11 protein-coding genes and 1 pseudogene are annotated in these 15179 nt (G+C 65.4%); 5 read left to right on the forward strand and 7 right to left on the reverse strand.

Features of this window, described 5'->3' with window-relative positions; translation table 11 throughout:
* A pseudogene (locus tag FHW64_RS32120) lies at positions 1–342 on the forward strand (polyhydroxyalkanoate depolymerase); the annotation flags it as partial.
* Positions 343–471: 129 nt separating this feature from the next.
* On the forward strand, positions 472–1464 hold the full coding sequence (locus tag FHW64_RS32125) for an AraC family transcriptional regulator (RefSeq protein ID WP_184533174.1): 993 nt from the start codon (positions 472–474) through the stop codon (positions 1462–1464).
* Positions 1465–1486: 22 nt separating this feature from the next.
* Here the strand turns inward: FHW64_RS32125 and FHW64_RS32130 are convergent, their stop codons facing one another.
* Together FHW64_RS32130 and FHW64_RS32135 are read right to left on the reverse strand one after the other, a co-directional pair.
* On the reverse strand, positions 1487–3778 hold the full coding sequence (locus tag FHW64_RS32130; protein WP_184533176.1) for an SdiA-regulated domain-containing protein: 2292 nt from the start codon (positions 3776–3778) through the stop codon (positions 1487–1489).
* Positions 3779–3880: 102 nt separating this feature from the next.
* Entirely contained in the window at positions 3881–5572 is a 1692-nt protein-coding gene (locus FHW64_RS32135) for an arylsulfatase (RefSeq protein WP_260306533.1), read from the reverse strand.
* Between the two features lie 153 nt (positions 5573–5725).
* On the opposite strand from FHW64_RS32135, the gene FHW64_RS32140 reads away from it, so the two are divergent.
* Complete coding sequence (locus FHW64_RS32140) at positions 5726–6691, forward strand: helix-turn-helix domain-containing protein (protein ID WP_184533178.1); 966 nt, start codon at positions 5726–5728, stop codon at positions 6689–6691.
* A gap of 18 nt (positions 6692–6709) precedes the next feature.
* On the opposite strand, the gene FHW64_RS32145 is transcribed toward FHW64_RS32140, so the two are convergent.
* Both FHW64_RS32145 and FHW64_RS32150 read right to left on the reverse strand, forming a co-directional pair.
* Entirely contained in the window at positions 6710–7942 is a 1233-nt protein-coding gene (locus tag FHW64_RS32145; RefSeq protein WP_184533180.1) for an acyl-CoA dehydrogenase family protein, read from the reverse strand.
* Between the two features lie 16 nt (positions 7943–7958).
* A complete protein-coding gene (locus FHW64_RS32150; protein ID WP_311733426.1) occupies positions 7959–9170 on the reverse strand; it encodes a CoA transferase in 1212 nt (403 codons plus the stop codon).
* A 164-nt stretch (positions 9171–9334) separates the two neighbouring features.
* Between FHW64_RS32150 and FHW64_RS32155 the strand changes: the two genes are divergently transcribed.
* Together FHW64_RS32155 and FHW64_RS32160 are read left to right on the forward strand one after the other, a co-directional pair.
* The gene (locus tag FHW64_RS32155; protein ID WP_184533351.1) at positions 9335–10144 is read left to right on the forward strand and encodes an IclR family transcriptional regulator; all 810 of its coding nucleotides are present in this window, start codon (positions 9335–9337) and stop codon (positions 10142–10144) included.
* A 37-nt stretch (positions 10145–10181) separates the two neighbouring features.
* Positions 10182–11162: a tripartite tricarboxylate transporter substrate binding protein gene (locus FHW64_RS32160; RefSeq protein WP_184533182.1), complete on the forward strand. Its 981-nt coding sequence runs from the start codon at positions 10182–10184 to the stop codon at positions 11160–11162.
* 22 nt (positions 11163–11184) lie between these two features.
* Here FHW64_RS32160 and FHW64_RS32165 read toward each other — a convergent pair whose 3' ends face one another.
* The 3 genes from FHW64_RS32165 to FHW64_RS32175 form a co-directional block, all read right to left on the reverse strand.
* The gene (locus tag FHW64_RS32165) at positions 11185–12570 is read right to left on the reverse strand and encodes a hypothetical protein (protein ID WP_221210581.1); all 1386 of its coding nucleotides are present in this window, start codon (positions 12568–12570) and stop codon (positions 11185–11187) included.
* Between the two features lie 131 nt (positions 12571–12701).
* Positions 12702–13661: a tripartite tricarboxylate transporter substrate binding protein gene (locus FHW64_RS32170; protein WP_184533184.1), complete on the reverse strand. Its 960-nt coding sequence runs from the start codon at positions 13659–13661 to the stop codon at positions 12702–12704.
* Positions 13658–15157 carry a lyase family protein gene (locus FHW64_RS32175; RefSeq protein WP_184533186.1) on the reverse strand — a complete coding sequence of 500 codons (1500 nt, stop codon included), beginning with the start codon at positions 15155–15157 and terminating at the stop codon, positions 13658–13660. The genes FHW64_RS32170 and FHW64_RS32175 overlap by 4 nt, the downstream gene beginning before the upstream one ends.
* Positions 15158–15179 lie beyond the last annotated feature (22 nt).

The following is a 15179-nucleotide window of genomic DNA, read 5'->3' on the forward strand; positions in this document are numbered from 1 at the left end:
GACATGGATGCGGACTACTACCTGGAGACCATCCGCACGGTGTTCCAGGAGTTCGACCTGGTCAACGGCACCTGGGAGGTGAAGAGTCCCGAGGGCGTTCAGGAGCTGGTCCGCCCGCAGGACATCCGCTCGACCGGGCTGCTCACCATCGAAGGCGAGCTGGACGACATCTCGGGGGCCGGCCAGACGCGCGCCGCGCACGACCTGTGCACCGGCATCGTCTCGGAGGAACAGCGTCATCTCGAGGTGAAGGGCGCGGGGCACTACGGCATCTTCAGCGGCCGCCGGTGGCGCGAGAAGGTGTATCCGGAGGTCAGGGCTTTCATTGCTGCGCGTGGGTAAACACCGATCCCAGGCCGGCGATCCGCGGGCGGACAATCTGGCGTGTCACCCGGTGCTGCCGCTCTCGCGGCTTCTACCCTCATGCCAGAACGCCCCACTCCCACTTCGCGGTCCGCGTGCGGACCGGATGTGAAGCCGCTCTATGAGAACTGCATCTTTCGATCGGCTGAACGGGCCCGCGCCTTCGATTTCCTGGGCGAAGAGCTGGTCGATCATTCGATGAAATGGGGCCGGGGCCTGGCCGACACCGCACTGTTCAAGGGCAAGCTCAAGCATCTGGAGCTGTTCGTGCTGCGCTACGGCGCGGAAGTCACGGTCGATTCGGACACCTTCGACGGCTTCGCGCTGGTGCATATGTCGCTACGTGGCGGCACCGGCATCGAGGTCGATGGACGCGACCTCCATGTGGCCGAAGGCCGCGCGGCCGTCATCGCGCCTCGCAAGCGCCTTCGCCTGCATTGCCTGCAGGGCGCGGAGCGCATGGTGGTCAAGGTGCCCTACGAATTGCTCGGGCCCGCGCCGGAGCGCGGTGAGGGCGACATTCCTGTCGGATCGGGCTTCATGGTGTCCCGTTCGCTGACGCCCCAATGGGTTGCGCTCAGCCAGGCGTTACTGGGCATGCTGGCTGCACCGAGCGATGCGGTCTTCAGTTCCGCGTGGGTCGAGCACTTCGAGCGCAGCTCGGCGCTCTTTCTTTCGAGCCATCAGCCAGATCCCTCGTATGCATGGATGTCGGCCGAGAACGTGCGCGAGGACACCACGCGAGTTGCCTCCGAGCCGCTGGCGCTCTCCCATGGCGCGCAATGCATGGAACGCGCGCTCGAGTACATGCAGTCGCGCATGTTCGCGCCGATTTCGTTGAGTGATCTGGCGCGAGCGGCGTCGGTGAGCGAACGGACGCTGAATGTGCTGTGTCGCCGCTTCCACGGTGTGGCGCCGATGACCTTGCTCCGCAATCTCAGGCTGGACGCCGTGCGCTCACGGCTCCTGCTGCAACCCGACGCCAACGTCACGCAGACGGCGCTCGAATACGGATTCGCGCACCCGGGCCGCTTCGCCGCCTGCTACAGGGAGCGCTTCGACGAACTGCCGCACCAGACGCTGAGCCGCGCCACTCGCTAGCTCAAGCGCCTGGCGCGTCGTCTCACTGTCCGGGAGAGCCGATCGACGCGGGTTTGGACGGCTGGGAGATGCCGCCATTCGTGCCCACTGCCGCTTCGACATAGTTCGGCGTGGCAGTCGAAACGGTGTCCCACACCGCGGACACCTTCGCGTTGCCGCCGACGAAGATGGCACCTGCATGGTTTCCGGCCGCCACGAGGGTGGCATCCGCGCCTGTGGCCGTCGGGATCGCCTTCAGCGTTCCGTCGCCCTGCGTCGCGTTGATCGGGGTGCCGTAGTTCATCGCGGCCACGACATTCCCGTTGGCGTCATAGACGATCACGGCATCGCCCTTGCCCAGGCCGATCGGATTGGCCGGGTCGTTGTTGACGTTCAGCATCGCAACGACCGGCACCGTGCCTGCAAGACCCCAGGTCGTGCGGAACACGTTCTCGTCCGTTCCCGGCACACCCGGAACGACGACCAGCCGTGCGCCCGGCGCGAGGATCGTGCCGGCCACGAATGCGGCGCTGTTGTTGGCATCGTTGACGTCGGCATGGTTGTCGCCCCACTTCCAGCCGGTCAGATCGATGGCGGCACTGCCGTAGTTGTAGAGCTCGAAGAAGTCCTGGCCACCGTCGGCGTTCGAGTTCACTTCCGTGACCAGAACGGTCGGTGCCGGCGAACCAGCGGCTGCGGTGGTGAAGCTCTTCGTCGTGCCGGCGAAGGCGTTGCCATACAGGTCGGTGATCACGCCGCTGGCCACCTGCACGGTGTAGCGGGAGTTGGCCTGCAAGGGCGTCGTCAGCGTGATGCTCACCCGGCCGCCGTTGAACTTGACTTGGGTCGTATCGTCGATCGAGACGTTGCGCGTATCCGAGCCATTGCTGATGACGATGTTGCCGGCACCCGCCTGCACGATCTCGCTGAACGTCAGCGTGACGTGACTGCCGGTGATGCCGGTCGCGCCGTCGACGGGCGCAGTGCTGGTCAACGTCGGAGCAGTCTGGTCCACCGTACCGATCGTCGTGAACGAGAGCGTCGATGCGTCGCCGACTGCAGCGGTGTCGCTGCCTGCTGCGGTCTTGATCGCGCCTGCTTGGTACGTGATGCTGTAGCTGGTGTTGGCCACCATGAAGAACTTCGGATGGATCTTCATGACGCTGCCGCTGAAGCTCACCTGCGAGTTGTCGCTCACCGGAATGGCACGCGTATCGCCGGCGCCATTGCTGAGAACGAGGTTGCCGGAGCCCGCCTTCACCGATTGATTGAACGTCAGGTAGAGGTTGCTGCCGATGCCGACGTTCGATTTGCTCGTGGTCGGCTTGAAGATGGTCAGCCCCGGCAGGCTCGGGCCGGCAGCCTGCTCGCCGACGGCATAGATGGTGCCGTCCGGGCCCATCGTCACGCCCTCGTTCTGGGCGGTCGCACTCATGTAGAGGCTGCTCAGCAGCTTGCCGGTGCGATCGGTCTTGACGATCTTTCCGTCCGGCGCGCCGATGATGATGACGTTGTCGTAGTCCGGCGCGCTGCTCGGCACGATGTTCGAGAACGAGAACACGTCGTTGAATGCGGAGAGGCCCGTCTTGGCCGCATCGAACAGCACCGGCGGGTTGTCGGTCGTCGACAGGATGGGCGTGCCGTCCGACGCCGTCGCCGTACCGCCCGCGAAATCGATCGCCGCCTGGAAGATGTTGGTCGGCTGCGACTGGCGCACGGCGATATAGCCTGCCGTCCGGGTGTCGAAGGTGATGCCCTCGATGCCGACATTGCCGACTGTCGCGCCCAGCTTGACGGACTGCACGTCTGCCCTGCGAAGGGTTCCACCGGGGACATAGGTGAACAGGTCCACCTGACGCAGGCGCTCTTCCACCAGGACGAACTTGCCGCCACCGACATAGGTGATGCCTTCGGTGTCCACGAAGTCCCCGGCGTTGAGCGTCATGGAATCGAGAACATGACCGTCGCTTTTGGCAATCTGCACGACCGATGTGCCGCCGTCGCCGACGACGAACAACGAATCGGTGTCCTTGTCGTAGGTCACGCCCGATGCTTCGGCATTCAGCAGGTTCGTGCCGCTGGTCGCGTACTGCAGCGCGTAGCTGGCTGTCTGCGTGTAGTTGTTCAGGTCGTAGGTGCTCTGGGGATCGGTAAACGAGAGCACGGGCTTTCCGTCGACCGCGCCGCCGCTGCTGGTGCCAGTCGTGTTGGTGGTGCCGGTGCCACCGACGACGGCGCCGGTATTTCCGCCACCGCCACCACATGCGCCAAGGCTGGCCGCCAGGATCGAAGAAACAAGGATTGAGTGAATTCGGGTCGAGCGTGCGGTCTTCACAATGTGTAAGGGGTTGTGAGATTGACGAAGCCCGCGACGCTATCAGCCTCGTATTTCATCTCCGTGACGTGCCTGTGCGGCCCGCCACGGAGTCCCCCTTGCCTAGTTGGACGAGCCGCGCGGGTTGTCCAACTTCTGCATGGCCGATTCGACGGCCTTCTTCATGCTCAAGGTGTCGGCACCCTGGCTGGGCGGGAAGTCCTGCAGGCTCTTCAGATGGGCAGCGAGGAAGGGGCCGGCGGCCGTCGGTGCCCAGAGCTTCTGTGCAAGGAACTTGCGGCCGATGTAGCCCCATTCCTCCGAGTCCGGCGTCATCTTCTCCATGGGGTCCATGAGCAGGTTGACCACGTACGGAACACTCGGGTACTTCTTCTCGTCGAACCACGTTCCGTGGGGCTTGACGCCGATATGCATCTTCCACCCGTCCACCCGCACGGCCATCAGGTCGGTTTCGTCGTAGTAGAAGAATTCGCGTCGGGCGGACTTCTGGGTCTGGCCTGTCCAGAGCGGCAGGTTGTCGTATCCGTCGAGGTGGACCTTGTAGGTGCCGGCGCCCAGCTTCACGCCTTTGAGCAGGTCATCCTTGAGATTGGGTAGCCCGCACGCCGCTGCGAGCGTGACGTAGAGATCCTCGTGACTCTGGACGCCGTTGGAGGTGCTGCCCGGCTGGATCCTGCCCGGCCATTTCACGATCATCGGCACGCGCACGCCGCCCTCCCATGTCGTGCCCTTCTCGCCGCGGAAGGGCGCATAGCCGCCGTCGGGCCAGTACATCAGCTCGTTGCCGTTGTCCGTGGTGTAGATCACGATGGTGTTCTTCGCGATGCCGAGGTCGTCCAGCTTCTTGAGCAGAAGGCCGACCTGTTCATCGTGTTCGATCATGCGCGCCCGCACGATGTCTTCCTCGGCGCGACCTTCATCCACCGCCTGCTGCACATACTTGTTCTGCGGGTGAGACCAGATGTGGATCGCAGTTGTGTTGAACCAGACGAAGAACGGCTTGTCGCCCTTGCCATTCTTGTCGAGCCACTTCAGGGTCTCGTCGGTCACCTCCGCGTCGATGGTCTCCATGCGCTTGCGCGTCAGGGGGCCGGTGTCTTCGATCTTCTGCTTTCCGATGCGGCCGAACTTCGGGTCGGTCGTCGCATCGTCCTTGTCGGTCGCCCAGCTATGCAGGACGCCGCGAGGGCCGTACTTCTTCTTGTATTCCGGGTTCTTCTGACCCGGGTAGTCCAGCTCCTCCGGTTCCTCTTCGGCATTGAGGTGGTAGAGGTTGCCGTACCACTCGTCGAAGCCGTGGACCGTGGGCAGGAACTCGTTCCTGTCGCCCAGGTGGTTCTTGCCGAACTGCGCCGTGGCGTAGCCCCGCGTCTTCAGCACTTCGGCCAGCGTGGGATCGGACTTCTGGACACCTCGCGCCGATCCGGGAATGCCCACGGTCGTCATCCCCGTGCGCACCGGCAGTTGGCCCATGAGGAACGCGGCGCGTCCCGCGGTGCAACTGGGTTGCCCGTAGTGATCGGTGAACAGCATGCCTTCTGCTGCGATGCGGTCGATGTTGGGCGTCCTGCCCATCATCCCGTGGGTATAGGCGCCGACGTTCCACATGCCGATGTCATCGCCGAAGATCACGAGGATGTTCGGTCTCCCTTCATCCCCGGCCGCCCAGACGGGCGCGGCGGCGACTGCGAGCAGGCACAGCGCGAGCACGCGATGGGCAATGCGAAACGGGTTGAAGCCAGTAAGGGACCGCATGAATGCGGACAAGAAAAGCCGGACCGAAAGGGTCGCCATGGTTTGCCTCCTCACCATTCAGAGTTCTGAAGCCGTCGAATCTTCCCCAACCGAGAGTGCGCGGCTATGCAGAAAACGAAAGTGGAAATCCGCTGGTCTTCGTCGTGCCCTGCGGCTAGCATGGCCGTGATCCATCCGGGGGGGGATTGGTCCATGGAGCCGTTGTCACGTCATCGTGTTTTCTCTACGGGCGATGTAGCCGCAGGCGAACAATTTGCCTGCCGGATCTGGGAGCGAAACAGGACCTCCATCAAGGAAGGTAGCTACGGCCTCCGCTGGAACCATCTGGCGGGCGACCGGGTCACGTTCTCCTACATCCAGCACGACTGCGTCGTGGACCTGAGGGCCCAGGGACCGCTCTCCGATCGATTCCGCTTCTTTCTGCATGACTTCGGAGCGATGGAGCACCTCACGCTCCGGAACCCCTCCGTCTCGAATTCGGACAACGTCGTGGTTCACAGCCCGGGCATGGATCTGCGCGCGAATCTCGGACCCGCCAGGTTCCTGCTCGTGAGCCTCGATGGCCACTTCGTGCGTTCGGCGATGGAACAGCGCTTTCGTCGACTGTCTCCCTATCGCGACTGGCTCGACGTGCTGCCGAAATCGCCTGCCCTGCAATCCCTTCGCGCGTTCACTTGCAGGATGGTTGCCGCACTCGATGCGCCTGAACCTGCCCTGCTCGATGCAGCGAGTGCGCGCGAGCACGCCGAGCGCGAGCTTCTGGGCCTGTTCACCGAATGCCTTGCCGAAGTCGCACCAGGCTCCGTTGGCCGCAACGAAAGCATCGGCTTCCTGCGTGTACGACGGGCCGAGGAGTGGATCGACGCCAACCTGGGTGAGGCGATCGGCGTCGAGGAGATGGCGGCGGCGGTCGGCGTTGGCGTGCGTTCGCTGCAAATGAGCTTCAGGCAGTCACGCGGCTACTCCCCGCAGGAATTCCTCTTGCGAAGACGCCTCGAGGTCGCGCGTCAGATGCTGACACGTGCGCGAGACGGGACCACCGTCACCGGGATTGCGACGACGCTTGGCTTCTTCGAGTTGGGCCGTTTCGCACAGCGGTACAAGCGCTGCTTCGGTGAAACGCCTTCCACGACTTTGGCGCGAAGCATCGACCTGTGATGGCAGCGCTTGCGCCGTTCAATACTCGACCAGCGAGCCCGGACGCAAGCAGGGGTTGCGGTCGGCGGTGCGTGCGCGACGCATGACGTCGCGGCCGATCACGGTCTTGTGGACCTCGCTCGATCCCTCTCCAATCTGGTTGAGCTTGGCGTCGCGGAAGAAGCGTTCGAGCGGAAAGTCCTGCAGGTAGCCGCGCCCGCCGGTCAGCTGGAGCGCGTCGGTCACGACCGCCATGCACAGGTCGGTCGCCTGGAGTTTCGCCATCGACGCGAAGATCGCCACGTCCGCATCCCTGGCGTCGTACTTCTCCGCGGCGAGCGCGACCAGTGCGCGGGTCGCTTCGATCTTCGTCACCATCTCCGCCAGCATCCACTGCGGCCCCTGGTGCTCGCCGAGTGCCTTGCCGAACAGCTTTCGATCCGACATGTAGGTGGCTGCGATCTCGATCGCGCCGATGGCGCGGCCCAGCGCCATGGCGGCATGCCCGATGCGGGCGCGGAGCAGCGCGTCCTGCGCAAGGTTGAAACCTTCGCCCTCGGCCCCGAGCAGGTGGCCGTGCGGCACCTCGACGTCGCGGAATTCGAGCGACGAGATCGGCACGCCGTGCCAGCCCAGCTTGCCGACTTCGGGGCTGATGGTGAAGTCGGCGGCTTTACGCGGCACCAGCACGGCGATGAAGACCGAAGGATCTTCCTCGGCGCGGCCGACCGTGACGAACCAGTCCGAGGTCGTTCCGCGCGTGATGAACTTCTTGCGTCCGTTGACCACGTACCGGCCGCCTTCGCGCCGGATGCGCGTCTGCAGGCCGCGCACGTCCGAGCCTGCATCGGGCTCCGTGAGTGCGAAGGCCGCCTGCAGCTCGCCGGTGCAAAGGCGCGGCAGCAGTTTGTCTTTCATCTCGGCGGACGCGCCAGCGACGATGGCGCGGCTGGAGAGATCGGTGCCGGTGATGAGCGACGCGGACGTGCTGCACACCCGTCCAAGCTCTTCGATGATGCGGATGCGCAGAGCCTGCCGCGCATCGCTGCCGCCGTACTCGCGCGGGAACGCGGTGCCGACGATGCCCTCGCGTGCGAGCAGGCGGAAGGTGTCCCACGCGAAGGTGTCGGTCTTTGCCACATCCGCGGCCGACGGGCCCAGGACTTCGGCAGCGAGGCCTCTGACGCGGTCGACGACGGCCCGTTCCTCGCTGTTCAGTTGGCGAAGAAAGTGGTCTCCGAAAAGGCGTACGGGTGGTTGGATGGATTTCATGAGCGGGTCTCCTGGGCTAGATGACTTTCTGCTCGCGCAGGCGCGCGAGTTCCTGGGGGCCGATGCCGAAGCGGGCATAGACGGTTTCGTTGTGTTCGCCGGGCGAGGGCCCGGTGCGGGGGATGGCAGGCTCGTGCCCCACGACGCGCGGCACGATGCACGGCCCGGGCACGGAGCCCAGCTCCGGATCGGCCATGCGCACGATCGCGCCGCGCTCGGCAAAGTGCGGATCGCTGCGGATGTCCTCGATCGAATAGACCTTGCTGAACGGGATGCCGCCCGCTTCGAGCTTGCCTGCGATGTCGGCGTAGTCGTGCGCGGCGAACCAGCGGCCCAGTGCGCCATCGAGTTCATCGAGGTTCTGCACACGCGCGGGATTGGTGGCAAAGCGCGGATCGGTGGCCCAGCCGGAAAGACCGACCACATCGCAGGTGCGCGCGAAGATGGCATTCGACGACGCCACCAGCGACAGCCACACGCCGTCGCGGCTGCGGTACATGTTGGACGGCGCGGTGTAGCTCGCGCGATTGCCCGACGGCCCGCGCACGTAGTCCATCTGCTCGTGCTCCACCGGCAGTGGGTCGAGCAGCCTGAAGAGCGCTTCGGTGGCCGCGAGGTCCACTTCGGTGCCGGGCGCATCGGGGTCGCCTCGCAGCCGCGCGACCTCCATCGCGATGGCGAAAGCGCAGAAGAGGCCCGCGATGTAGTCGCCGATCGGATAGTTGCTGTGCAGGGGCGGGCCGCCGGCTTCGCCCGTGAGGTTGGTGAAGCCGCTCATGGCTTCGAAGATCCGCGCGAAGCCGGGGCGCTCCCTGTACGGGCCCGTCTGCCCGAATCCCGTGAGGCGGATGACGATCAGGCGCGGATTGGCGCGATGCAGCGTCTCGGTGTCCAGGCCCCACCGGGCCATCGTGCCGGTGCGGAAGTTCTCCACCAGCACATCGAATTCCGGAAGCATCGACAGGAGGAGCTCGCGCCCCTTGGGCGTGCGAACGTCCAGCGTGATGCCCTGCTTGCCGCGGTTGGCGACCTTCCACCACAGTGGCACGCCGTCCTTCACCGGCTGAAGGCCGCGAAGCGCGTCGCTGCCGTCCGGCAGTTCCAGCTTGACGACATCGGCGCCGTGGTCCGCGCACAAGGTGGCGCCGAGCGGCGCGGCGAGGACCGTGGCCATGTCGAGGATGCGTACGCCATGCAGCGCACCTTGGGGCTTGTGAGTCGTCGGCACGGGTTGTTCCTTGGCAGCTTGCTTGTTGCTCGAGGCATGGTTTGTGGCAGATGCGGATCAGCACTACAACCACTGTTTCGATACGCGAAACTGCGAGCCGATTTCGTTGACGGGAACAGTGTGGAGAACGGAACATGAAGTCACGCAACACCGCACCACGCAGCATGAGCGCCATCGCACTTCCCGGCCTCGTCGATCCGCACGACCTTGCGGATGACAGGCAGTTCTCCATGAACCTCGCAAGAGGCATGGAGGTGCTGCGCGCCTTCACGGCCGACACGCCCGTGCTCGGGAATCGCGACATCTCCGACCGCACCGGTCTGCCCAAGGCCACGGTGTCGAGGCTGACCTACACGCTGACCCTGCTGGGCTACCTGTCGCGCGACATGGCGCTGCAGAAGTACCGCCTTGGCCCCGGCGTGCTCTCCCTGGGCCATCCGCTGCTTGCGAGCATGCAGGTGCGGCAACTTGCCAAGCCGATGATGGAAACGCTCGCGCGCAAGACCGGATGCACCGTGAACCTCGGCGTCCGCGATCGCGCGAGCGTGGTGTACGTCGACTCCGTGCGCGCCGACAGGGCCAATTCGCATCTGCCAGACATCGGGACGACGCGGCCGCTGCTGGCGAGTTCGATCGGCCGGGCGCTGATCCTCGCGTCGCCGCCGGCGGAATGCACCGCGATCGTCAACTACCTCAAGGTCCACGACCCCGGGCAGTTCGATGCGCACCGCGAGGCCTTCGAACACAACCGCAAGCTCTTCGCGAGCGAGGGCTACTGCATGGCGCTGGGCGAATGGCGCAAGGAGATCCATGCAGTCGCCCTGCCCATCGGACACCGACCCGGAGACCCCGCGCTCGCGATGAACTGCTCGCTCTACTCGCACCGCGCAGCGGAAGACAAGCTGGTCCGCGTGGTCGTGCCGCTGCTCAAGGATGCGGTGCGCGAGCTGGAAGAGGCCATGCGCATTCGCTAGCGGGCCACCCGATCCGACACCAATGAATGGAGACTTCATGACATCGTTCCGACCTCTTCTCGCCGCGCTCGGTAGCATCGCTTGCCTTGCCGCTGCAGGGCCCGCTGGTGCGCAGGGCACCTACCCCGACAAGCCGATCCGCATCATCGTTCCGTTCCCGGCGGGCGGCGTCGTCGACGGCGTCGCGCGCATCGTCGGACAGGGGCTGTCGTCGAAGTACGGCCAGCCGGTGATCGTCGAGAACAAGCCCGGCGCCGGCGGCGCGCTGGGCACCGGCGTGGTGGCGAAAGCACCGCCCGATGGCTACACACTGCTCATGGTGTCTCCGAGCCATGCAGTCGCGCCTTCGCTGCAGAAGGGCATCACGTGGGATCCCGTCAGGGACTTCCGCGGCGTGGCGGGTTTCGGTGTGATCCCGAACGTCATCGTGGTCCACCCGAGCGTGCCGGCCAAGAGCATGAAGGAGTTCATCGAGCTTGCGCGCAGCAGCAAGGAACCGATGACGTATGCGAGTTCGGGCATCGGCACGTCGTCGCATCTCACGGGCGAGCTTCTTGCGCAGTCCGCGAAGGTGGAGCTGGCGCATGTGCCGTACAAAGGGCAGCCTGACGCAACCAGCGACCTGCTGAGCGGGCGCGTCAACATGATGCCGATGTCGACTTCGCTTGCGCTGCCTTACATCAAGGCGGGCAAGCTGGTGGCGCTGGGCGTGACGACCGCGCGTCCCTCGTCTTTGCTGCCGCAGGCGCCTCCGATTGCCGATGCGGCCGGCCTGGCTGGGTTCGACGTGGGTACGTGGCTCGCGATGCTGGCGCCGGCGAAGGTGCCCGATGCGATCCTCAAGAAGCTGTCGGACGACGTGGCCGAAGTGTTGGCCAGGTCCGACGTGAAGCCGCGGATCGAAGCGCTGGGGCTCGAAGGCGACTTCAGGACCGGCCCGCAGGTCGACGCGCTCGTGAAGGAAGAAGTGGCCCGCTGGAGTCGCGTCGTCAAGCAGGCCGGCATCCGCGCCGAGTAGCGCGGATGCACAAGGCCGACGGTCAGCTCGGCATCTGCGAGATGCCCATCAGGACATAGTCGGTATCACCATTGAGTTCCGGCGTGGTGGAGTCCTTGCGGGTGTTCACCATGACGTACACGTACTTGGTGAATCCATCCACCGTGTACTTGAACGCCTTGGCGCGCCGCACGGCAAGCCCACCCGTCTCCTGCTTTTCGAGACCCGCTTCGGTGAAGGCTTGCGCGATGTTCATGTCGGGCGCATCGCTGGGTCCGCTGGTGGGCGTGAACACGAAGGAGCCGTCCAACAGGAACATGGAGGTGCCCGTGGCAGTGCAGTTCTCGTACTCGATGAAGTACTGGCCCTGCAGCTCGGTCGGATCGGTCACCGGAACCAGGTCTTCGGCCACGAAGACGTACTGGCTGCGTTGTGCGCCGCCGGTCCACGAGCACAGCTCGACGGCCCGGTTCTGATCCTTGCTCACGACGCCGACGTACGGGCCCAGTTCCACGCTGGTGAGATTGCCGTTCGAGTCGAGTCCGCCGGTGGCCCATGTCGCGCCGCGGTTCGGGTCCGGGATGGCCACTGCGTATTGGCCTGCCAGGGTCTTCGCCGCACCGACGCGGAATGCCGTGAGGTTCGGCGTGGTGAACGCCGTCGCCACATAGGACTCCTGCGTCAGGTCTTCTCCGGCGGCCGCATGCGCGGCGGCCTGCGCTTGCGTGAGGCCGGAGGCCTGCAGCGCGGCGCTGTAGCTTTCGAGGATGTCGTCGCCCGCGTCGCCCTTCTTTGCGCTGAACGCCGACGTCAGCGGATTGAAGCCATCAGGCAGGGACGGCTTGCCCGGGAGCGTGGAAAGCGTCGTCTTGAGCTTGGCCAGTGCGTCGGCCAGGGCGCTCGACGTGATCGCGCCGCTGAGGGTGCCGTTGGTCACAGCCGCGAACCAGGTTGCGGGATCCTGGTTGCCGAGGATGCCCACGATCAGGTCGGTGAGCGGCGTGATGTTCGCCGTGCCGGGTGCCGCCACCACGGAATGAATCCAGGTCGTCGTCGTGGTGGGCAGGGCGTTCGCGTAGAGCGATGTGTAGACGTTGTTGACCTGCACGAATTGCACGCGTGCGACGCATGGGTAGTCGGTGCTCTTGAACGTTGCCGTCCAGACGCCGTTGGCGTCAGTCGTCGCGGAGCCCGTCGCGCCCGAAGCGCACTTGAGTTCCACGGCGCTGCTGGCGATCGGAGAACCCGTTGCCGCCACGCCGGTCACGGTGGTGGAGTCGGTCTGCGTGGTGGTGGTCGGCGAGCTGGTCGCGACGGGCAGGGCGAAGCCGCCGTTGCCGCCGCCTCCGCATGCTGTGATTGCGGCCGCCGTCAGGGCGCTCAGCGCGAGCAGAGCCAAGCGCTTCTTGTTGTTTGCTTTCAATTCCAAGTCCTTTAGATCCTGTGAAGAATCCGCCCTGCCCGGCATGCCGAGGGGCGGCTTTCAGGCGCGCCATGCGACGCCTATCGGACTTATCGGCTGCTCGGAGCCCGGTTTTAGGGTGGGCGGCCCATTGGCCTCTACTCGACCGTCGCGCCGGACCGCTTCACGACGTCGGCCCACTTGACGCGTTCGGATTGGATGTACTTCGTGAGCTCCTCCGGCGTCGAGCCGATCGTCTTGACGCCGTCGGAGGCGAAGCGCTCGCGCAGGTCCTTGGATTGAAGCGCGGCCACCGAACCGTCATGCAGGCGCTTGACGATCTCCGGAGGCGTTCCGCGCGGCGCGAGCAGCGCATACCAGACACCGGACTCGTAGCCCGGCACGCCGGCCTCAGCAATGGTCGGAACATCCGGCAGTGCGGACGAGCGCTGGCTGGAGGTGACCGCAAGCACCCGGATCTTGCCGGCCTTGATCTGCGCACTGCCGGTGCCGTAGCTCACGAACATCGCTTGCACGTTGCCAGACAGCAGGTCGGTCAGCGCAGCGCCGCCGCCCTTGTACGGCACGTGGACCAGATCGATCCCGGCCATCGACTTGAGAAGCTCCATCGACAGGTGCAGGCCGCTGCCGTTACCCGTCGATGCATACGACATGCCACCGGGCTTGGACTTCGCGAGCTTGATGAACTCGTCCAGGTTCTTGACCGGCAGCGACGAGTTGACCGCGAGGAAATACGGTGCCGAACCGAGGAGCGTGATCGGAACGAAATCGTTGAGCGCATCGTAGTGCAGCTTCGGATACAGGGCCTGGTTGATGGCAAGTTGCGAGGTGAGAGCGAGCACCACTGCGTAGCCGTCGGCCGGCGACTGCGCCACGTACTCCATGCCGATGTTGCCGCCCGCGCCGCCCCGGTTGTCGATGTAGAACGAACCGCCGAGCTGCTTTCCGAGTTCCTGCGAGAGCGGGCGGCCCACCACATCGCCGCCACCGCCCGGCGAGTAGGGCACGACGATGCGCACCGGCTTGTCCGGGTAGGACGCGGCCATGGCCGACAAGGAAACGGCCAGGGCCGCGAACAGCGAGAGAAGTCTCTTCATGATGTTGTCTCCGGGTTCGAAACGATGGGGAAAGATGCGGTTGCGCCGTCCGCGATCGCCGCGACGGCGGCATCGAGTTGCGCCTCGGCGAGTGACAGGTGCGCGCGGCGCGAGTGCGTCCAGGAAAGATCGGTCGCGAGTTCTTCGCGCTGCCGGGCAAGCATCCGATCCACCTCCGCGATCTGTGGGCCACCGGCTCCCCTGCGGCCGAACACCATGTACTCGGGGCTCGTGACCTCGGAGAAGGCTTGCGCGTCCAGTGGAAAGGCCTGCGATGCCATGGCTTCGTAGATGCGCGCGGCTTCGCGATAGGGGATGTCGCGCAGGGCGAGATGGCGCGAGCGGCCGTAGTCGGTCAGTGCCGACGCGAAATGATGGCCGATGCGGAAGGGGACGTCCGCGCGCTGCAGCAATGCGTCGGCGATCTCCGTCGCCGTCGAATAGTCGGCATGGACTTCGGCGAGCGCGCGTTCCTTGTCGACGACGAGGCCGCCGAGAACCTTGCGCAAGAGCTCGAACAGGGCAAGCGCGCGGGCGCTCGGCACGGGGTCGTAGGCGCGGTAGTCGAACATCCCGCTGCGGACGTTGTGCGCCAGCAGCGAGACGGCCTGCATGTCGCCGAGGAGCATGCTGCTCTGCACGCGCAGTTGCTCCAGGGCAGCCGGATTGCGCTTCTGCGGCATGATGCTGCTGACCCCCACGAGCTCGCCTCGCTGCAGGGTCATCCACGGTTCGGGCGCCGCGTATTGCGCGTGAAGATCCTGCGCGAACTGCCCGATCTGCACGGCTGCAATGCCGAGTGCGGTCGCCACCTCCAGACTGGTGTCGACCGGCGCGAAATGGTTCGCGTCGTAGGCGTTCTCAACCAAGCCGTCGAAGCCCAGCAGCCATGCGAGACGGTCGCGGTCGAGTGCGAAGCTCGATGTCGTCAGCGCGGCCGATCCCAGCGGGCCCTGGTTCACGTGCTGGTACGCAGCGCGCAGGCGGGAGGTGCTGCGCGTCAGCGCGCCATCCATGGCCAGCAGGTAGTGAGCGAAGGTCGTCGGCTGCGCCTGCACGCCATGCGTGTAAGCCGGCACGATGGTGCGCGTGTGCTGCGCGGCAAGAAAAAGTAGCGCCTCCCGGGCCTGCACGAGCGCATCGCATTCGTCCAGCAAGCCCGCACGGAGATTCATGCGCGCGATGGTTGCCGAGATGTCCTGCCGGCTGCGTCCGCAATGCAATCGCGAGGCATCGGCGCCCACGATGGCGAGCAGCTTGGGTTCGTAGTCGAGGTAGTCGGCGGACCATTGCCGCGGCTTGTCGCGCTCGGCTCGGATCAACGTGAGGACGCCGGCTGCGATCCGGCTGGCGACATCCGGCGACACGATGCGCGCCTCGGCCAGCGCGACGATCGAAGCCTTGTTGATCTGGTCGAGGTATTCGACGGAGCGCCCGCCGCCGCGGAAATCCGCGTTCACGTCGTGGGGCTCGGCGGTGGGTTGGAGGTTTTTCATGGGAGCGATGCCTTGATGACCG

Source organism: Variovorax sp. Sphag1AA (assembly GCF_014192575.1).
Lineage (GTDB): Bacteria > Pseudomonadota > Gammaproteobacteria > Burkholderiales > Burkholderiaceae_C > Variovorax.